The sequence below is a fragment of the Bacillus sp. RIT 809 genome (assembly GCF_016892495.1).
GTDB classification, from domain to species: Bacteria; Bacillota; Bacilli; order Bacillales; family Bacillaceae_G; genus Bacillus_A; species Bacillus_A cereus_U.
The window spans coordinates 177,921-197,086 of sequence record NZ_JAFEMR010000004.1; the positions used below are offsets into that span (position 1 = coordinate 177,921).

Here is a 19,166-nt window from a genome sequence, read left to right on the forward strand (position 1 = left end):
ATGGAAAATAAAAATTTATCAATAGGTTTTATTGGTATTGGTGTGATGGGAAAAAGTATGGTTAACCATTTAATGCAAAGTGGTTATAAAGTATATGTATATAATAGAACGAAGGAAAAAGCGGATTCTTTAGTGCAAGAGGGTGCGACTTGGTGTGATACACCGAAAGCGTTAGTAAAGCAAGTTGATGTTGTTATGACGATGGTTGGTTATCCTCATGATGTAGAAGAAGTGTACTTTGGGATAGATGGAATTTTAGAACATGCAAATGAAGGTACGATAGCAATTGACTTTACAACATCGACACCAACATTGGCAAAACGTATTAATGAAGTTGCGAAAAGCAAGAATATATATACATTAGATGCACCAGTATCTGGAGGGGACGTTGGGGCTAAAGAAGCTAGACTAGCAATTATGGTCGGTGGAGAGAACAGAATATATGATATTTGCTTACCTCTATTTGAAAAACTAGGAACAAATATTCAGTTGCAAGGCCCTGCTGGGAGTGGACAACATACAAAAATGTGCAATCAAATTGCAATTGCTTCTAACATGATAGGAGTATGTGAAGCGGTAGCGTATGCGAAAAAGGCGGGACTTAATGCAGATAAAGTATTAGAGAGTATTTCGACAGGAGCTGCAGGTAGCTGGTCATTAAGTAATTTAGCTCCTCGAATGTTAAAAGGAGATTTTGAACCTGGCTTTTATGTAAAGCATTTTATGAAAGATATGAAGATTGCTTTAGATGAAGCTGAAAAATTACAATTACCAGTACCGGGTTTAACCCTAGCGAAGGAATTGTATGAAGAGCTAATCGCAGATGGAAAAGAGAATAGCGGAACACAAGTATTATACAAAAAGTATATAAGGGGGTAAATGAAATGGATCTCCAAAAGTTTGACGAAATGATTGATGCTGTGCAGCGAGCAACTTGTGTACAGATTAATGATAAGCAAAAAGAAGCTTTTAAACAAAAATACGATTTTGAACCAAATTTTGAATATGGAAGAGATGAGAAAGGGCATTATGTTATCCGAACCTCGAAAAAGATGTTAGAGGAAATGGAGTTTTATTTGGCATTGAAATATGATCGGGATGGAATTGCCCTTTATATGCATGCTGAGATTGAAGGGACATGTCATGTATCAGTTAGCTATAGTGAAGATGCACTTCATTTACAAGAATTGTTTCAATTTCTAGAAGAAAATAAATAAAAAGTCCTCATTTGAGGACTTTTTATTTATTTAGGCAGGCATAATATTTAAGTTGGATAATCTATAGGCTGGAAGCGCGACGGCATCTTTCAATTGGGAATGGAATAACTTGTGCAATGTGATTAGGACCCAACTGTTTCGCGCGAGCATGGCGTAGTATATAAAATGCGCACAGAATAGAAACAGGAATAGCACCATATAAACCGAAAAATAAAGCGCTTACACAAGATGCAGCAAAACCTAAAACACCAACTTCTAATTCTTCCATAATAGCTCCTAAAATGACAGGAATAGCTCCGCATATAACTCCTAGTATAAGTGCGATAAGTAAACTCATGATTATCCCCCTCTGTTTGCAATATTCTTTTCCTTCTTATTAGTTGTAGTATATCATACATAAAACAGAATTTTCAGAAAAGATTCAAAAAAAGTTCAATAAATGTTCAAAAAGTATTCCGAAATGTACTTGATAAAGTGGAAGTATGATTCGAGATATTTGATTTAAACAAACGAAAGGGACAAATCATTTTAGTAAATAAAAAATCAGGCTTACTTCAATGTTATGAAATAAGCCTGTTCCATAGGAGGATGTATATATGTAGAGTGAATAAAAGGTTGGAAAAGGGGTTCCAAGTTCTTTTATTCAACTAGCTACCTTAATAAATTGGAACCCAGCCTTCTGTTGTAACAAAAATACGAATAGCTACAACTTGGCGATCATCTTGTAAGGTAAAATAGTGTCTTGCATTTTCAGGTACAGATATAAGATCACCAGGCTCAAGTTCAACATCAAAGAATCGACCATCTTTTCCTTCAATAGCGAAGATGCCATGACCGCTGACAATAAAGCGAACTTCATCGTCAGTATGATGGTGTTCTTTTTGAAAATTAATTAATAACTCGTCAAGGTTAGGTGTGCTATTTGAAAGTGAAATCACATCATATGCTTTATAACCTCTGCGCTCTGAAACATCCGCAATTTCTTTTGAAAACAACATTAATATTTCAGCTTTGTTTTCATCTGTTAAGGAGTAATTTTCTTTTAAATGAGTAGGAAGTTTAGAAATATTCCATTTCTCATATAAAACATCTTCTCCTTGTAGAAAGTTTGATACTTCTACTTCATTCTCAATACGAGTATTTTCCTCATGAATACGAATTTGCGCCATTAGAAACGCCTCCTTGAATTGATAATAATTTTATATGAAATTGGAATAAAAACTCATAAGCTTCTAATCTTTTTTTTGCATCAAAGCTATCATGGCCCCATACGGTAATGCCATGGTTTCGAATTAATACTGCTCCTGAATCTCCTTGTATATGCTTTCGAAATTGCTCTCCAAGCGTTGGGATATGAGCATCATTTTCGATAATAGGAATGTTAATCGTTGCACCTTCTTCCCAAATATCAAGAGCTTTAATAATCTCTTGATTTTGAAGGGTGACTTTATCGCTATACAAATTTGTGATGACATTATTATCAGTTGTATGAACATGAAGTACGCACCCAGCATTCGTACTGTTATAAATATGTGTATGCAATATTGTTTCTGCTGAAGGGCGTAACTCAGTTTCTAAAACGGGAACTCCTTGATGATTTACTAATAGAAAATCATCTGGAGTGGTTTTTGTTTTATCTTTGCCACTTGCTGTAATAAGAAAAGTAAGGGGATCATGACTGACTTTTATAGAAATATTTCCACTTGTTGCTGGAAACCAATTCCGAGTTGTTAATTCTTTTTTTATTTCACTTAAGTCATACCATTGACGAAAAAGTTGTTTCATGATTTCACCTCCAACAAATGTTGTAATTCGACTTGAATATCGTGAAATGTGTTAAAGGATGTATAAGCAATATGATTTTCTTCACATTTTGTAATAAGGAAGTCACGGGCAAATACTTTATCTGCTTGTTTTGCTGCTTGTAAATCAGTAATGGAATCTCCTATCACAATATGAAAATCATCTTTAGAGCTTAGTTTACGAATTAATGATGATTTACAGAGACCACAACTATGCTGACATTGCTCGTCACAAGGGTGCGGCCATTTAACTTCAACAAATTCTCCTGAAAAGTCAGTTGCATTACAATAAATTTGTTCTTTAGGGATTATTTCTTGTAAGAGTGGATAGACGAAGAAATCCATTCCACCTGATATAACGTAAAAGGAAATATTATTTTCATTAATGAATTGTATGAATTCGTGAAAACCTGTACGGATTTCAGCAGTTTCTTGTAAAAACTGAATAATATCATCGTGTAGATTAATAGGTATTAATCGAAATAATTGAGAAACACCTTCTTGAATAGAAAGTTCTTGCGATAAAATTTTTTGCTTTATTTCCTCTGCTTCTGGTGGTGCGAATTTTTCCATAATGGACATGATATTATCGTTATTTGTAATCGTACCATCGAAATCACAAAATACTTGAATACTCATAATTTCACCTCATGAGAAGGATTTCCCCATATTTGTAGTGCGCTATGCAAATTTATTTCATCCACTTCATGGAGTGGTTTACCTTGTAAAGTAGCTTCAATTGCAGCACGGAAAGCTTTGCCACCACCTTGAGCTCCATTTGGATGCCCATGAATCCCGCCGCCGGCATTAATAACAACATCCTTACCAAAATCTCGTAGAATAAAGGGAACGAAACCAGGATGAATTCCAGCAGATGGAACAGAAAAACTTTTCTTGAAATAGTGGTCTTCCTCAGTTAATGCTTCTGTAATGAGAAGAGCTTCCTCTTTTTCTAATGCAACGTTGCCGTATGGTGATGGGAATAAAGAGAAATCAGCACCAGCGTAACGTAGTAATTTTCCAAGTAGTAATGGAGAAGAGAACCCGTATAGTTTCGATGACGAATATGCGCCACTTACAGCAGGGTGTGCCATAATAGGAATTGGAATTTCATCGTCTTCTACAAGTGATTGCAGTACATCTAATCCATAAGAAAATACATTAAATAAAAGAATGTCTGCTCCAGCTAACACCGCACGTTTCGCATTCTCTTTTAAATCATAAGTTCGCCCTGTTAAATTTACTGCGTATAAAGTTTTATGTCCGTAGGTTTCGTATACAGATTGTAAAACTTCTTTCCCAGATTCAATTCTTTTTGTAAGTGGTGTTAATGAGTTTTCGAATAAAATTTCATCATCTTTTACAATATCTACGCCTCCAATTGCCTGATCACGTAGTTGAGTTTTTAAATATCCAATATTCCGTCCTATCATCCCTTTGAAAATACTCATTAGAAGAGGGCGATCTTGAACTTGTAGAAGGTTTCGGATGCCTTCAATTCCAAATTTCGGTCCAGGGAACTGTTTCTTTAATTCGTCTGAGAATGTTAAATCAATTAGTTTAATTTCCCCATCTAACGAAAGTTTTCCAAATGTTGTTGTCAAAATGGCTGGTAAGTCTGGGCTGAAGTTCAGCGATGGATAATGAATTTTAATGATTCCACGTAATACTTTTTTGCCAAGATAGGAGTTAATATGTTCTTGTTCGTCTAACTCTTCAATATGAATGACATTGCCTTTATGTTGTTTTAATTGTTCTTGTAATAAGTGTGGTAAATGAGTCCATGAACCAATTGTTAAACCAATTGCAATTTGTTCTGCTTTCTTTTCTAAGTTGTGAGAATCATCGTGGATTAAATATGTCGCTATAATTCCGCTCATTGTTATAACCTCCTAGTTAAATAAAAAAACCTCTCAGCTAAGGAGAGGTTTTTTTACAACCAGCTCCTTATCTGTCAGCGTAACGCTGCGAGAATTAGCACCGTGTCTACAATTGTAGATCGGTTGCCGGGTTTCGTCGGGCTCGTCCCTCCACCTGCTCTTGATAAGAAGTATTTAGAAATGTTTAAATTTTTAAGATAACTGAATTTTGTCAGATTTTTTTTATGTTGTCAATGCCTTTTCGAAAAAATTTAATTTATCAATTCGATTAATTGCTTCTCGTAATCGATCTTCTGTATGTAAGAGACCAACACGAACATACCCTTCGCCGTGCTCACCAAATCCAATACCAGGGGCAACAGCGACATGTGCTTTTTCTAGCAAAATATCAGAAAATTGCTCAGATGTATAGCCTTCTGGTACAGGAAGCCATGCAAAGAATGATCCGGTTGGAATATTTACATTCCAACCAATCGAGTGACAAGCTTTAATAAGAGCATTTCTTCGAGATTCATAACTATTAACAAGTTCTACCACACAAGACTGAGAGCCTAATAGTGCTTCGCGGGCAGCATCTTGAACTGCACCAAAAATACTAACATACATATGATCTTGCAATAGGTTAATTGTTTCGATGACACTTTCATTCCCCACTGCAAAAGCAATACGCCAGCCAGCCATATTGAAAGTTTTTGATAAAGTGTAAATTTCAATTCCTGTATCTTTGGCGCCGTCTGCTTGCAAGAAACTAACAGGCTTTTGACCATCAAATCCGATAGCACCGTAAGCAAAATCATGAACAACTAATATATTATGTTTACTAGCAAAATGAATGGTTTCATCAAAGAATTCTTTTGATGCAGTAGCACCGGTAGGATTATTAGGGTAGTTTAAAAACATTAACTTGGATTTCTTGGCAATAGAGTCATCAATTTTTGTATAATCTGGTAAAAAGTTATTTTCTGCAATAAGCGGCATTGTTTCAAAGTGCGCTTTTGCTAAAGCAACTCCGGATAAATAATCTGGATAGCCTGGATCTGGAACGAGAATGGTATCACCAGGGTTTGTAAAACAAATTGGTAATTCTACTAATCCAGCCTTTCCACCAAACAAAATAGCAACTTCAGTTTCTGGATTTACTACTACATCATATTCACGTTGATAGAATGTTGCCACGGCTTCTTTTAAGCTTTCATGTCCGCGAAATGGCGGATATTTATGATGAATGGCCTTTTCAGCAGCATCTTGTAAAGCTTTTACGATATGCTGTGGTGTTGGTTGATCTGGATTACCTTGACCTAGATTAATAACATCGTGACCAGCTGCAACGACTTTGTTAACTTTTGCAACAAGTGAAGCGAAAAATTGTGTCGGCAATGATGTTACTACTTCGGAAGGTTGAAAATTTTTCATACTTTTCACCTCTTTTGAAAGTTGTTACAATTCTAGTGACAAATGATATAATCTTTCCAGTATTTTGTAAAGAAAAAATTAGGAATGGGGCGGACAAAATGAAAGTCGCATGTATTCAAATGGATATTGTCTTTGGTGATGTAGAAAAAAATATTGAGAACGCTAAAAATAAAATAAGCGAAGCGATGAAGGAAAGACCAGATGTTATCGTCTTACCAGAATTATGGACAACAGGATATGATTTAACAAGACTTTCTGAAATTGCAGATAGGGATGGATTGGAAACGAAAGAAAAGTTGAAAGAGTGGTCGAAACAATATGGTGTACATATTGTTGGTGGTTCCATAGCGAAGCAAACAGAGCAAGGTGTTACAAATACAATGTATGTTGTAAACAATGAAGGGAATCTAGTCAATGAATATAGTAAAGTACATTTATTTCAGCTTATGGATGAACATAAATATTTAGTAGCTGGTAATGAGACAGGTGAATTTAAGCTAGATGATGTAGAGTGCGCTGGCACAATTTGCTATGATATTCGTTTTCCGGAGTGGATGCGTGTTCATACTGCTAAAGGTGCAAAAGTTTTATTTGTTGTAGCAGAATGGCCATTAGTACGTTTAGCGCATTGGCGTTTGCTTTTACAGGCGAGAGCAGTTGAAAACCAGTGTTATGTTGTAGCATGTAATAGAGCAGGAAAGGATCCGAACAATGAGTTTGCAGGTCATTCTTTAATTGTCGATCCTTGGGGTGAAGTTGTAGTAGAGGCAAATGAAGAGGAATTTATTTTATTTGGAGAGCTGAAATTCGAGAAAATTAAAGAGGTTCGCAAAGGAATCCCAGTTTTTGCAGATCGTCGTCCAGAATTATACAAATAAAATGTTGACAAGTGATTTTTATTCTTGATATAGTCTTCATCATAAAGTTAAAAATTCAAAAAATTATACAACTCTTATCAAGAGCAGGTGGAGGGATTTGGCCCGATGAAGCCCAGCAACCGACCGCAATACCATTGTGAAATGGGGCGTTTATGACGTCAAAAGGCACGGTGCTAATTCCAGCAGAAAGTAAACTTTCTGGCAGATAAGAGGGGAGAAGATAAACTTCAAACCTCTTTCTTTGTGGGAAGAGGTTTTTCTGTGCTAGAAAAACCTCTGAATTAAAAGGGGGAGAAGACGATGGGATATTATTCATTAACAGAAGTAACAGCTGTACACTACGCAAAAGAACATGGATACTTTGATAAGAAAGCGAATGTAATCTGCCATGAAATTGGAGATGGCAATTTAAATTACGTATTCAAATTAGATGATGGAGAGAAGACAATTATATTAAAACAAGCACTTCCATATGCAAAAGTAATTGGTGAGAGCTGGCCATTGTCAATAAAAAGAGCAACAATTGAAAGTAAAGCACTACAAATTTTCGCGAAGTATGTACCGGAATACGTTCCAGAAGTATACAGTCATGATGAGGAGTTGGCAGTGACAGTAATAGAAGATTTATCAAGGCTAACGATTACAAGAAAAGGATTAATAGACGGAGAAGAGTATCCTCTTTTATCCCAGCATATTGGTCGCTTTCTAGCACATGTTTTATTTTATACTTCAGATTTCGGCGTACGTTCAGATGAGAAAAGAGTGTTAGATAGTGAATTTGTTAATCCAGATCTTAGTAAAATCACAGAAGATTTAGTGTTTACAGATCCGTTTGGTCATTATGATACGAATGATTATGAGCCAGAGTTACAACTAGCGGTTGATGAACTGTGGAGTGACAAAAATTTAAAATTAAAAGTAGCACAGTATAAGTATAAGTTTTTAACGAGAAAAGAAGCGCTCATTCATGGGGATTTACATACTGGTAGTATATTTTCATCGCCTTCTGAAACGAAAGTAATTGATCCAGAATTTGCAACGTACGGTCCATTTGGATTTGATCTTGGCCAATTTATTGCAAATTTATTATTAAATGCGTTATCGCGTGAAGAGGAAAAAAGAAGTGTGCTATTTTTCCATATCGAGAAAACATGGAGTTATTTTGTAGAAGCTTTTACAAAGCTATGGATTGGAGAAGGTGTAGAAGTATATACGAAAGAGAAACAATGGTTACCAATTATTTTGCAAAATATTTTTAGTGATATTGTTGGATTTGCTGGATGTGAACTTATTCGTAGAACAATTGGTCTAGCACACGTGGCAGATTTAGATGAAATATCAGATAAAGAAAGAAGAATTCAAGCTAAAAAACAAGCACTTTATTTAGGGAAAGAACTATTAAAATATGAATCAAAGAGCGCAGATATACAACTGTTCCGAACATTATTTCAACATACAATTTCAGGAGGCGTAAAGGCATGAGTACAATCATTACTATTCCGAGATCTGTAAGTTGGAAAGGAGATACCATCGCGGTATTAAACCAAACAAAGTTGCCGCATGTCACTGAATACAAAACATTAACGAATGTTGAAGATGTATGGAAAAGTATCATTATGTTAGAAGTACGCGGAGCACCTGCAATTGGAATTGTAGCTGCGTTTGGTTTGGCGCTTGCGGCAAAGAAATATGATGCTACAAATATCGATGAATTTCAAAAGAAGTTTAATAGAGATTGTAACTATTTAGGGACATCACGTCCGACGGCAGTCAATTTATTTTGGGCAATTGATCGCATGAGAGAAGCTATACGAGGGATTTCTACAATAAAAGAAGCACAAAAAATATTAGAAGAGGAAGCACTTCGTATTCAGCAAGAGGATGAAGTGGTGTGCCGAAGTATTGGAGAACATGCTTTAACATGTTTTAAAGACGGTGATAAAATTTTAACAATTTGTAACGCTGGAAGTATTGCAACTGCTAGATATGGAACAGCATTAGCCCCATTTTATATTGGGAAAGAGAAGGGTGTACGTTTACATGCCTATGCGTGTGAAACGAGACCGGTTTTACAAGGTGGTCGTTTAACGACATGGGAATTGAAGCAAGCAGACATTGATGTAACGCTTATTACGGATAATACTGCAGCACATGCAATTCGAACGAAAGAAATTAATGCGATTATTGTAGGAGCAGATCGAATCGTTGAAAACGGTGATACTGCTAATAAAATAGGAACATTAAATTTAGCTATATTAGCAAAGTATTTCGGTATCCCATTTTACGTTGCAGCACCGTTATCTACATTTGATACTACGAAACAAACAGGTGCTGAAATTGTCATTGAAGAAAGAGATGAAACAGAAGTTACGAAAATTTTTGGGAAACAAGTGGCGCCACTTGGAACGCCTGTATTTAACCCTGCATTTGACGTAACACCGCATGGATTAATTACAGGAATTATAACTGAGAAAGGTATTTTACGTGGAGATTATAAGCAAGAAATTACGTCATTATTTGAAAAAACAAGCTAATCACAAATAGCTTGTTTTTTTATGCCTAAGATTCTCTTTTCCTCTTATTTATGTAATGAAGGGAGGAGAGAAAGATGGAAGAGTGGATCAGGATGATAGGTAATGTGGGGTTTCCGATTGTTGTAACGCTATATTTACTACATCGCATTGAAAGTAAATTAGACGGAGTGATTGTTGCAATTGAGAAACTCCCTAAACAATTACTAAAGTAGGAAGATCCTCGCGATAGAAAGTAAAATAAAGTTTGCTCTTCGTGAGCAAACTTTATTTTTTATCCCGCATTAACGGGCAGTAAAACTCCCACCTCAAAATTTGGTTGGAGCAAAGAAGTTAGGTCGGAGATTAACTGCCCGTAAAAGCCCGATTGGTGAAGGCTAATAATCAGTGGGGGATGAACAAAACCCCCACTGATTAAAGTTTCACTTTATTGAGCAGTATATCCACCATCGATAACAACAGCTTGACCAGTTATGCCTTTTGCCTTTTCACTTGCTAAAAACATAGCATAATCTGCAATTTCTTGTACTTGCAACAAGCGCTTCTGCGGTACAAGAGGATAAATAACATCTTCTAAAACATTTTCAAGTGGTACATTTCGTGTAGTTGCTAAATCTTGTAGTTGATTTCGTACAAGGGGAGTATCAACATATCCGGGACAAAGAGCGTTTACAGTAATTCCATGAGTTGCTCCCTCTAAAGCAGCCACTTTTGTTAATCCGATTACGCCATGTTTCGCACTATTATAAGCAGCTTTTCCAGCAAATCCGACAAGGCCGTTAATAGAAGCGATATTAATAATTCGTCCATACTGTTGTTTCTTCATAATAGGAAAGGCAAGCTTGGTTGCAATAAATGGAGCAATTTGCATAATTTTAATAAGAAGTTCGAACTTATCCGTTGGAAAATCTTCAATTGGTGAGACGTGTTGCATGCCTGCGTTGTTAATTAATACGTCTAATGAACCGAAGTGAGTAACTGTTTGAGAAATTGCTGCTGCAATTTCTTCTTCAGCTGTAACGTCACATTTTAAACCGATAGCTTGATAGCCTTCTTTTTGCAATTGTTCAGCAGCTTCTTTTGCACGATCTTCAAGACGATCACTAATGACAACTTTAGCACCTTCTTTTGCGAAAGCACTTCCCATTTCATAACCAATACCGCTCGCAGCACCTGTTAAAAAGACAACTCGATTTGTAACCATGATGAAAAACACTCCTTCATAATAAAAGTTCTCTTATTGGTCTATTTAGAGAGGTGATAATGAAATTCCTGCAAACATTTGGAAAAATATATTTAGCTATCTTGTTTTACAAAATAGTCTCTGCTATACTATTTTGTAAAGCAAGATACTTACGCTTATCTATCTTGTAAAACAAGATAGTGGGAGGATTTGAAATATGTCGACAAGTCAAATGCTAAAAGGGATTTTAGAAGGTTGCTTACTTGCTATTATTTCTGAAGGTGAAATATATGGTTATGAAATGAGTGAAAAATTAGCGAAATATGGTTTCACAATGGCGAGTGAGGGAAGTATTTATCCGTTATTAATACGAATGCAAAAGGAAGGATTAATAACAAGTGTAATGAAGGAATCTCCATCTGGTCCAAAGCGAAAATATTATACATTAACAGAAAAAGGCGAGGAAGCACTGGATGAATTTATGGATCGCTGGGAAGCGATGCAAAGTAGTGTAGAGCGTCTACTTGAAGGGAAGGGAAGAAAAAAATAATGCTATCAAATGAAGCACGCAATTTTTTATTGGATATGAGATTATTTTTAACTGCAAAGAGTGTGAAAGAAAGCGATATTGAAAGCTTTTTAGAAGATGCAGAGTTGCATTTAATAGAAGGTGAGAGTGAAGGGAAAAGTGTAGAAGATATTTTCGGAAGTTCACCGAAAGAATACGCGAATGAACTTGTAAAAGTGATGGAAAGGGATAGAAAGGAAACGTGGAAGCAAATTGGGTTTACGGTAATGAATATCGTTTCGTTTTGGATTATTGCTTCTATTTTAATAGTTAATAATGGGGTTTTACAGATTTCACTTATTCAGTGTATTGGCTATAGTTTTACATTGATTTTAGCTGTTGTGGGTCCTAATTTTCTGCTTCGTAAAATGACATTTGTAACAAGTTTTACAAAAACATGGTTTTCTATGTGGTCTTTAGTCATGATCGCGCCAATGTTTTTATTAGGAGCTAGTACGATATTAGATGTAATATATCCTACAAAGATGGTTACATTTACCCAAGTGCAAAGTTATATGTTAGCTGGAGGAATCTTTATCATCACAGTAGCTATAAATATATATTTTGAAGGATGGTTTAAAAATTTATATTTAATCATTCCGCTTTCTATTATGTTAGTGTTTAAAACATTTACATCGGAAGATCTTATGCCAATGTTATTTCAAATTATATGTTTATACGGAAGTTTGTTTATTTTAATTTTCGTTGAAATTATGATGAAGGCGAATAGAAGAGAAACGATTAAATAAGGGAGGGGTTATAATGCAAGTTTCTAAAGAAGGGGAAAAGTTTCTAATCGATACGAAATTGTATTTAATAACGAAGGGAATTAAAGTAGAAGATGTGGATGCATTTCTAGAAGATGCAGAGCTACATTTAATAGAAGGTGAGAAAAAAGGAAAGACAGTAAGTGATATATTTGGTGATTCGCCAAAAGCGTATGCGGAAGAATTGGCGAAAGAGATGGAGAAGGATAAAAGAGGGAGTATAAAAAGTATTCTTGCGATGATAATTGGGATTGGCGGGTACTGGATATTAACACATATTTTGTTTAATAATCCGAATCAGCAATTTACGCTAACAAGTATACAGTTAATTGGCTATCCTATCGTCTTAATCATTACGATTATTGGAACAATTGTTGCCTTTAGAATGTCTTCTTTTAAAAATAAGTTTGTAGAGTTTGGGATTATTTACGTAATAGTAATGGTTCCTATCTTATTATTAGTATTATTGATGTTTATTGATAAATGGTACGGTACACCTATTTTGCAATTGTCGACAATACAAATATATATATTAGCAGCAATTATCTTTTTAGTACTTCTTATTGGTGAGGTGTATGTTCTTGGTTGGATGGGCGTTTTGGTGCTAATTGTTCCTTTGGCAATTATGTTTATATTTAAAGACTCAGAAGAAAGAAATGTATTTTGGGGAATTGCAAAGATTTTACTTATGTATGGAAGTATATATGGATTAATGCGATGGTATTTAAAAATTGAAGAGCGAAAAAGTATAAACTAGCTGTACGATACGAAAGTAACGAGCAAATAATTAGCAAACGGAATTTTCTATTAAGTGGGGTACAAATATGCAAAATATATTTATATGTATATTAACTATTATGTTTCTAGGATTAGCAATTTTAGGGATCTATACTGCTTTCACCAAAAGAATACATGATGAATATTTTAATACTTTATTAGATGATACATCAGGATATGTTTTGTTTTTCGGTTTAATAGGAAAAGGGCTGCTTTGGATATGCAAAAAAGTATTTCCAAAGAAATATTATATTGGGATTTTTAGAGGGATTACATTTACTTTTAGTTGTATGTTTTTATTTCTCGCAGCCGGTATTTGGTTTGTTGATTGGAATATGTTGTTTTAAACAGTAACAATATCGTTACTGTTTTTTTCTTTGTAATAAGGGACTTTGTAAAGAGAGCGCTTTTTGTTCATTTGTTAATAATGAATTGATGTGAACTTTATTAGGGCTAGGGACTATAGGGTACATAAGGTTCGATGGTGAATGGTGATGTTCAGAACCGGTTGGAGAGTGGGGATCTGCGTGCGTAAGTTTTCCATGAATTCGTCTTGTGAATAAAATATGACCAATTTCGTGAGCGAGGGTGTATATATTTTTCATTGGAGCAGCTGAGTTTGTTAGAACGATGTAACCAGTAAGTTGTTGTTGTTTCGCTAGAGAGTAAGCGCAAGCGATTACTGCGGTTTCTTTGAAATAATCACTGCCAATATAACAAATATAAAGGTCACATTCAGGAGCTTCGTTAACACAAGTTTGAAAAAAGGATGATAATTTTTCCTGACTTTGAATGGAGTTTTTATAACTAATTTCCCGATTTGAAAAACGGAAAAGCTCGTTTAGTACAATTACTTCTTTAATTTGAAATGTAATGGGATGCCAAATTGATTCTGCAACTGCTAAATCTTTTGCAATACGGTCGTCAGAAATATCGGCGCCTGGAGTAATGCAAACACATATATTAACGTATGAATCCATAAGTAACACCTCAAATGAAAAAATTCTTTCTATAATATATGTGGGGAAAAGGTCCTATGTATGGATAAACGCCTTGTTTATTACACGAATATATAGACTACAAGTCGAAAAAATTTCATAGTTCTATAACGTAGTATGGTCATCTTTTTGATATAGTAAAGAAAAGGGGGAGAATATATGTATACATTAAAAATCGTTTCAGACAGAGAAGCTCTGTATCAATTTGCGAGCTATGTAAGAGTTGTGCAAGGGGTTGAAGATGTATATGTAGAGGTGGGAGAACCTTTATATGAACATCCATTAATGAAGTTTTATGTACATATTACAATTGAAGAAACATATGATCAGCATAAAGCGTTACAAGAAATAGCTAGATTAGTAGAATTAGGGCGTTTTACGTATGTCCATTATAGCAATGAAGAAATTGAAGAAGCTTTTGAAGCTGTAAAATACGAAAGCTTTAAGAAATAAAGTGAAACTTTAATCAGTGGGTTTTTTGTCCATCCCCCACTGATTATTAGCCTTCACCAATCGGGCTTTTACGGGCAGCCCGACCCCCGCCTAACTTCTTTGCTTTCGCTGAATTTTGAGGTAGGGGTCTTACTGCCCGCAAATAGCGGGATAACGGTAAAAAAAGGAAGCGGAAGCTTCCTTTTTTTATTGAAAATTACAGCAACAAAAGGAAGAGAATTTTGTTATGATAAGGAAGGGTGAGGAAAGGAGAGTTTACATATTGGGGTATATTGAAGAGTTACGCAAAGTAGTTGGTACGAGACCACTTATTTTAGTAGGATCAGCAATTATTATATTAAATGATAATCAAGAAGTATTGCTTCAATATCGTTCAGATACATATGATTGGGGTGTGCCTGGCGGGGCAATGGAACTGGGAGAAACGACAGAAGAAACTGCTCGTAGAGAATTATTCGAGGAGACGGGGTTAAGTGCAAAAATAATGCAATTTCTTGGTGTTCTTTCAGGAAAGGAAGTTTATTTCCGTTATCCAAATGGGGATGAAATTTTTAATGTGATTCATCTGTATCAGGCACATCATGTAAGCGGAGAATTAAAGCTCGATCATGAAGGGTTACAACTTCAATATTTTCCAGTAGACAAGTTACCGAAATTGAATGAAACGACAGAGAAGATATTACAAAAATTCTTATACGCATTGACAGAATAGAAGGTTAATTCCTTCTATTTTTATTATATTAAATATTTTGATTTTTTGGTATGTTTATAGTATGATAATTTTAGACATACAACTTATGGGATTTCACCTAAAAACTTACTAGGGTACATAAGAGAGGGGCAAGTACAAAATGCATAATGTTGTCATTACAGCTGCAGTTCGTTCACCTATTGGAACTTTCGGAGGAGCACTAAAAAATATAACACCAGTAGAATTAGCTGTTCCTGTACTTCAGGAAGCTGTAAAAAGAGGCGGAGTAGAGCCACATGAAGTTGATGAAGTAATTTTAGGTCATTGTATTCAAAGAACTGATGAAGCAAATACGGCAAGAACAGCTGCATTAGCGGCAGGATTTCCTGACACAGTTACTGGTTATACAATTCAACGTCAATGTTCTTCAGGTATGCAAGCAATTATGTCTGCTGCAATGCAAATCCAATTAGGTGTAAGTGATATTGTTGTTGCAGGTGGAGTAGAAGCAATGAGCTCGAGCCCTTATGCATTAAAACAACACCGCTGGGGACAACGTCTACAGCACGGAGAAATTCGTGATACGGTGTGGGAAGTTTTAGAAGATCCGATTCACCATATTATGATGGGTGAAACAGCGGAAAATTTAGTTGAACAATATGAAATTACAAGAGAGGAACAAGATGAAGTTGCGCTTCGTAGCCACACATTAGCGTTGCAAGCGATTGAGTCTGGATACTTTGACGATCAAATTGTTCCTATTTCGATAAAAGAACGTAGAAAAGAAGTTGTATTTTCGAAGGATGAACATCCACGTGCAGATATTACAGCTGAAAAGTTAGCGGGATTAAAACCAGCTTTCCGTAAAGATGGATCAGTAACTGCAGGGAATTCATCTGGTCTTAATGACGGAAGTGCCGTTTTAGTATTAATGAGTGAAGAAAAGGCGAAAGAAAAAGGTTTACAACCGTTAGCTCGAATTGTTGGATATTCAGTAGCAGGCGTAGATCCGAAAATTATGGGTATTGGACCAGCACCAGCAATTCGCAAAGGGTTAGAAAAAGTAGATTGGTCATTAGAAGATGCAGATTTACTTGAAATTAATGAAGCTTTCGCTGCACAATACCTAGCTGTAGAGAAAGAGTTAGGGTTAGACCGTGAGAAAGTGAATGTAAACGGTAGTGGTGTAGGGCTTGGACATCCAATCGGTTGTACAGGAGCTCGTATTACGGTAAGTTTAATTCACGAATTAAAAAGACGTGGATTAGAGAAAGGTATTGCCTCTCTATGCGTTGGAGGCGGTATTGGAGTAGCTTTATTTATAGAAGCATTATAAAAAAGAGGCAGCGATTGCTGCCTCTTTTTTTATGACTCAAATAAGTGATGAAATAATCGATCGCGATTTTCAAAGAAAAGTTTCGTCGTTTGATAATGCTCTGTTTCTTCTAATGTCGATTCGTGAATCCCTTCTTGAGTTAAAGAGTATATAGTAGATTCAGGATAAGCCATTAAAATGGGAGAATGCGTTGCGATAACAAATTGTGAACCTTGTTCAGCTAGCTCGTGCATGCGAATGAGCATTGAAAGTTGCCTCATCGGTGATAAAGCTGCCTCAGGCTCATCTAAAATGTATAAACCTTGTCCTGAAAAGCGGTTCATAAATAATGAGAAGAATGATTCGCCGTGGGATTGTTTGTGTAGTGAGATACCACCATATGAGTCAATAACTGGATTTCCGCGTGCTTCTGAATCAGCATCTATTTCATCAATGTAAGAAGCAACGTTATAAAATGATTCAGCACGTAGAAAAAAGCCGTCTTTTGGGGTATTAAAACTTTTTGAAATTCGAATGTATTTATGTAAAGATGAGTGTGAATCGTACGTGTTAAAATGGAAGTTCTTCGTTCCACCTTCTGCATTAAAACCTAAAGCAACTGCAATCGCTTCGAGTAATGTTGATTTACCCGTTCCGTTTTCTCCAATAATGAATGTTACATTTGGATGGAAAAGGAGCGATTGTAATGTTCGAATGGCGGGTAAACAGTAAGGATATGCGGAAAAGCTAGGGATATCTTCTTTTTTTAATGTGACACTTTTTAAAAAGGGTACGTCAATCAATATATAAACCTCAATTCATAAGGGATTTTGTTTCTAAAAAAGCAGCGAATACAAGTGTAAGAAAGCTTGCTAATAAAGTGAAACTATAATCAGTGGGGGTTTTGTTCATCCCCCACTGATTATTAGCCCGCGAAAAAATCCTATTGTACGTACTTAGTAAAAGAATAGAAAGAACAAGAAAAAAGACAAGTGTTAACGACACGTGATCCTCCCTTGTTTTCTGAATATTTCATGTGGATTATAACATTTAAACTATCATATTCCAATGTGAAAATAAATATTGCATAGAGATTGTTCCTATCGTTATGATAATATGTATTCTATTGGAAATATGAAAAGGAGTTAAAATATGCCATTTACATTCGCGCATCCAGCAGCTGTTCTCCCTTTTGCTAAGAAACATTCTAGTTATATTTCAGTGACGGCTCTTATATTAGGTAGTATGGCACCTGATTTTGAATATTTTTTACATTTTAGGCCATACGGTATTATTGGCCATACATGGGCTGGTTTCTTATATTTGAATTTACCACTCGTTTTTTTATTAGCATATGCATATCATCGTATTTTAAAAGGACCATTTATAACCCATTTACCTAAGCCTTTTGCTAGTTACTATAAATATGTAGTAGATGAGAAGTGGGGGCTTTATACTTGGAAAGATTTTTTTGTATTTTGCTATTCTGCTTTATTCGGTATGGTGACGCATGTCGTTTGGGATGCTTTTACCCATAAGACAGGCTATTTTGTTATGAAAATGCCGCTGTTACAGCAAGAAGTATATAGTATTCCGATGTATAAATTTTTACAGCATGGGAGTACATGTTTTGGTCTACTATTACTAATATATGTACTATGGAAATATAGGAGGGAAACTGATCAAGATATTAGTTTAACTTCGGAAAAAAAGAAATATTGGGCTTCATCTATCGTTGTGGCGGCCATTATATTTATCGTGCACGCGTTATTAGACCCCTATTTTCATATTTTCCAAATAGGAGGTATAATAGTATCTGGACTGACAAGTTCGTTTTGTGGACTTCTTATTGTTTCTATAGTTTACAAATCAAGGGACTAATATATTTTAATGAATGATAGTGTTAGGAGAAATTAAATGATGAAAGCATGGAAAAGTATTTTTGTTTTATGTAGTTTTCTTCTTATGTTAAGTGGTTGCTTCCATCAAGAAGAAAAGAAGGCAGAACCTAAGAAGAAAGAATCTATTCCAGAAACAAAAGAGTATGGTGGGCGTGAGCTTAAAAAAGTAGGACAAAAAGTGAAAGAAAAAGGGTGGGGGACATTTGAATTAGAACAGATTCATTCTGTGAATCAGACATTTGAAGTAGCCCCAATGAAAATTCACGTACAAGACGTTAAAGTTATCTCATTATCACAAATGAGCAAAGATGCGAAAAATACATTGAAAGTGTATACTGCATTAACTCCTGAAGAAGTAAAGCGTAGATTAGGAGATAAAGTGAGTCAAGAAGACGCTGAATTATATGCATCGTTAAGTGGAACAGAGATTAGCGATACGATTCGGTATGTTGAAATTACATATAAGGTAGAGAATAGTGGAAATAAGAACATGCAATTCTTCTCTATGAATGATGTTATTATTAATGACAAACAGCATTTTAAGGTAGCGACTCAAAACTTTTTATATGAAGAAGACACACTTGTAGGCACAAAGAGTGTATCAAGGGAAGATTATAAGCCTGGTGAGACACGAGAAGGAATTATCGGTTTAATACTCGATGATGGAAAAGAGAAGGTAAAGGATATTAAGTTTACAACAGATGATTTAGCAGTGGGAGATACTCATGAAGCTGTTAAAGAGCCACAAACTTTCAATATCTCATTTTCTAAGTAAGGTGTGTACTTAAACGA

The 19,166-nt window shown here is 35.4% G+C and carries 24 protein-coding genes and 2 riboswitches; of the genes, 15 read left to right on the forward strand and 9 right to left on the reverse strand.

Going from position 1 to position 19,166, the window contains the following annotated elements; genetic code table 11:
• Both JTF23_RS06735 and JTF23_RS06740 read left to right on the forward strand, forming a co-directional pair.
• Nucleotides 1-879 carry an NAD(P)-dependent oxidoreductase gene (locus tag JTF23_RS06735; protein ID WP_002160632.1) on the forward strand — a complete coding sequence of 293 codons (879 nt, stop codon included), beginning with the start codon at nt 1-3 and terminating at the stop codon, nt 877-879.
• A 5-nt stretch (nt 880-884) separates the two neighbouring features.
• A complete protein-coding gene (locus JTF23_RS06740) occupies nt 885-1,217 on the forward strand; it encodes a DUF3909 family protein (RefSeq protein ID WP_002199456.1) in 333 nt (110 codons plus the stop codon).
• Nucleotides 1,218-1,278: 61 nt separating this feature from the next.
• On the opposite strand, the gene JTF23_RS06745 is transcribed toward JTF23_RS06740, so the two are convergent.
• The 6 genes from JTF23_RS06745 to JTF23_RS06770 form a co-directional block, all read right to left on the reverse strand.
• A complete protein-coding gene (locus JTF23_RS06745) occupies nt 1,279-1,554 on the reverse strand; it encodes a hypothetical protein (RefSeq protein ID WP_002160633.1) in 276 nt (91 codons plus the stop codon).
• Nucleotides 1,555-1,873: 319 nt separating this feature from the next.
• Entirely contained in the window at nt 1,874-2,386 is a 513-nt protein-coding gene (locus tag JTF23_RS06750; RefSeq protein WP_204208328.1) for a 1,2-dihydroxy-3-keto-5-methylthiopentene dioxygenase, read from the reverse strand.
• Entirely contained in the window at nt 2,364-3,002 is a 639-nt protein-coding gene (locus JTF23_RS06755; protein ID WP_204208329.1) for a methylthioribulose 1-phosphate dehydratase, read from the reverse strand. The genes JTF23_RS06750 and JTF23_RS06755 overlap by 23 nt, the downstream gene beginning before the upstream one ends.
• On the reverse strand, nt 2,999-3,658 hold the full coding sequence (locus JTF23_RS06760; protein ID WP_002111579.1) for a 2-hydroxy-3-keto-5-methylthiopentenyl-1-phosphate phosphatase: 660 nt from the start codon (nt 3,656-3,658) through the stop codon (nt 2,999-3,001). Before JTF23_RS06760 ends, JTF23_RS06755 begins: the two co-directional genes overlap by 4 nt.
• A complete protein-coding gene (gene mtnW / locus JTF23_RS06765) occupies nt 3,655-4,899 on the reverse strand; it encodes a 2,3-diketo-5-methylthiopentyl-1-phosphate enolase (protein ID WP_088079311.1) in 1,245 nt (414 codons plus the stop codon). Before mtnW ends, JTF23_RS06760 begins: the two co-directional genes overlap by 4 nt.
• A 64-nt stretch (nt 4,900-4,963) precedes the next feature.
• Nucleotides 4,964-5,069, reverse strand: a riboswitch (SAM riboswitch).
• 52 nt (nt 5,070-5,121) lie between these two features.
• Nucleotides 5,122-6,312 carry a pyridoxal phosphate-dependent aminotransferase gene (locus tag JTF23_RS06770; RefSeq protein WP_204208330.1) on the reverse strand — a complete coding sequence of 397 codons (1,191 nt, stop codon included), beginning with the start codon at nt 6,310-6,312 and terminating at the stop codon, nt 5,122-5,124.
• Between the two features lie 14 nt (nt 6,313-6,326).
• On the opposite strand from JTF23_RS06770, the gene JTF23_RS06775 reads away from it, so the two are divergent.
• The 4 genes from JTF23_RS06775 to JTF23_RS06790 all read left to right on the forward strand — a co-directional run bounded on the left by JTF23_RS06775 (nt 6,327) and on the right by JTF23_RS06790 (nt 9,936).
• The gene (locus JTF23_RS06775) at nt 6,327-7,190 is read left to right on the forward strand and encodes a carbon-nitrogen family hydrolase (protein ID WP_033711022.1); all 864 of its coding nucleotides are present in this window, start codon (nt 6,327-6,329) and stop codon (nt 7,188-7,190) included.
• Between the two features lie 71 nt (nt 7,191-7,261).
• Nucleotides 7,262-7,402: riboswitch (SAM riboswitch) on the forward strand.
• Between the two features lie 88 nt (nt 7,403-7,490).
• A complete protein-coding gene (gene mtnK, locus JTF23_RS06780; protein WP_204208332.1) occupies nt 7,491-8,672 on the forward strand; it encodes an S-methyl-5-thioribose kinase in 1,182 nt (393 codons plus the stop codon).
• The gene (gene mtnA / locus JTF23_RS06785; protein WP_016106074.1) at nt 8,669-9,724 is read left to right on the forward strand and encodes an S-methyl-5-thioribose-1-phosphate isomerase; all 1,056 of its coding nucleotides are present in this window, start codon (nt 8,669-8,671) and stop codon (nt 9,722-9,724) included. Before mtnK ends, mtnA begins: the two co-directional genes overlap by 4 nt.
• 74 nt (nt 9,725-9,798) lie before the next feature.
• The gene (locus JTF23_RS06790) at nt 9,799-9,936 is read left to right on the forward strand and encodes a YvrJ family protein (RefSeq protein WP_000393342.1); all 138 of its coding nucleotides are present in this window, start codon (nt 9,799-9,801) and stop codon (nt 9,934-9,936) included.
• A 212-nt stretch (nt 9,937-10,148) separates the two neighbouring features.
• On the opposite strand, the gene JTF23_RS06795 is transcribed toward JTF23_RS06790, so the two are convergent.
• Nucleotides 10,149-10,925, reverse strand: a complete 777-nt coding sequence (locus JTF23_RS06795; protein WP_002160640.1) for a 3-hydroxybutyrate dehydrogenase — start codon at nt 10,923-10,925, stop codon at nt 10,149-10,151.
• Nucleotides 10,926-11,121: 196 nt separating this feature from the next.
• On the opposite strand from JTF23_RS06795, the gene JTF23_RS06800 reads away from it, so the two are divergent.
• The 4 genes from JTF23_RS06800 (at nt 11,122) to JTF23_RS06815 (ending at nt 13,363) form a co-directional block, all read left to right on the forward strand.
• Nucleotides 11,122-11,454: a PadR family transcriptional regulator gene (locus JTF23_RS06800; protein WP_002111568.1), complete on the forward strand. Its 333-nt coding sequence runs from the start codon at nt 11,122-11,124 to the stop codon at nt 11,452-11,454.
• Complete coding sequence (locus tag JTF23_RS06805; RefSeq protein WP_204208334.1) at nt 11,454-12,221, forward strand: DUF1129 domain-containing protein; 768 nt, start codon at nt 11,454-11,456, stop codon at nt 12,219-12,221. The genes JTF23_RS06800 and JTF23_RS06805 overlap by 1 nt, the downstream gene beginning before the upstream one ends.
• A gap of 13 nt (nt 12,222-12,234) precedes the next feature.
• Nucleotides 12,235-12,996, forward strand: coding sequence for a DUF1129 domain-containing protein (locus tag JTF23_RS06810; RefSeq protein ID WP_204208336.1), 762 nt, complete (start codon nt 12,235-12,237; stop codon nt 12,994-12,996).
• 67 nt (nt 12,997-13,063) lie between these two features.
• The gene (locus JTF23_RS06815; RefSeq protein WP_204208338.1) at nt 13,064-13,363 is read left to right on the forward strand and encodes a DNA-binding protein; all 300 of its coding nucleotides are present in this window, start codon (nt 13,064-13,066) and stop codon (nt 13,361-13,363) included.
• Nucleotides 13,364-13,378: 15 nt separating this feature from the next.
• On the opposite strand, the gene JTF23_RS06820 is transcribed toward JTF23_RS06815, so the two are convergent.
• Nucleotides 13,379-13,996: an ImmA/IrrE family metallo-endopeptidase gene (locus tag JTF23_RS06820; RefSeq protein WP_002122123.1), complete on the reverse strand. Its 618-nt coding sequence runs from the start codon at nt 13,994-13,996 to the stop codon at nt 13,379-13,381.
• Nucleotides 13,997-14,173: 177 nt separating this feature from the next.
• Here JTF23_RS06820 and JTF23_RS06825 point away from each other — a divergent pair, with 177 nt between their 5' ends.
• From JTF23_RS06825 to JTF23_RS06835, 3 genes are all read left to right on the forward strand, one after another.
• A complete protein-coding gene (locus tag JTF23_RS06825) occupies nt 14,174-14,467 on the forward strand; it encodes a DUF3928 family protein (protein ID WP_000288333.1) in 294 nt (97 codons plus the stop codon).
• A 262-nt stretch (nt 14,468-14,729) separates the two neighbouring features.
• Entirely contained in the window at nt 14,730-15,179 is a 450-nt protein-coding gene (locus JTF23_RS06830; RefSeq protein WP_002145954.1) for an NUDIX hydrolase, read from the forward strand.
• A gap of 139 nt (nt 15,180-15,318) precedes the next feature.
• Nucleotides 15,319-16,494 (forward strand): acetyl-CoA C-acetyltransferase, encoded by a 1,176-nt coding sequence (locus tag JTF23_RS06835; RefSeq protein ID WP_002199469.1) that lies wholly within the window; start codon nt 15,319-15,321, stop codon nt 16,492-16,494.
• 29 nt (nt 16,495-16,523) lie between these two features.
• On the opposite strand, the gene JTF23_RS06840 is transcribed toward JTF23_RS06835, so the two are convergent.
• On the reverse strand, nt 16,524-17,276 hold the full coding sequence (locus JTF23_RS06840) for an AAA family ATPase (protein ID WP_204208340.1): 753 nt from the start codon (nt 17,274-17,276) through the stop codon (nt 16,524-16,526).
• A gap of 349 nt (nt 17,277-17,625) precedes the next feature.
• Here JTF23_RS06840 and JTF23_RS06845 point away from each other — a divergent pair, with 349 nt between their 5' ends.
• Nucleotides 17,626-18,354 carry a DUF4184 family protein gene (locus JTF23_RS06845; protein ID WP_204208342.1) on the forward strand — a complete coding sequence of 243 codons (729 nt, stop codon included), beginning with the start codon at nt 17,626-17,628 and terminating at the stop codon, nt 18,352-18,354.
• Nucleotides 18,355-18,390: 36 nt separating this feature from the next.
• Nucleotides 18,391-19,149 (forward strand): hypothetical protein, encoded by a 759-nt coding sequence (locus JTF23_RS06850; RefSeq protein ID WP_002160649.1) that lies wholly within the window; start codon nt 18,391-18,393, stop codon nt 19,147-19,149.
• Nucleotides 19,150-19,166 lie beyond the last annotated feature (17 nt).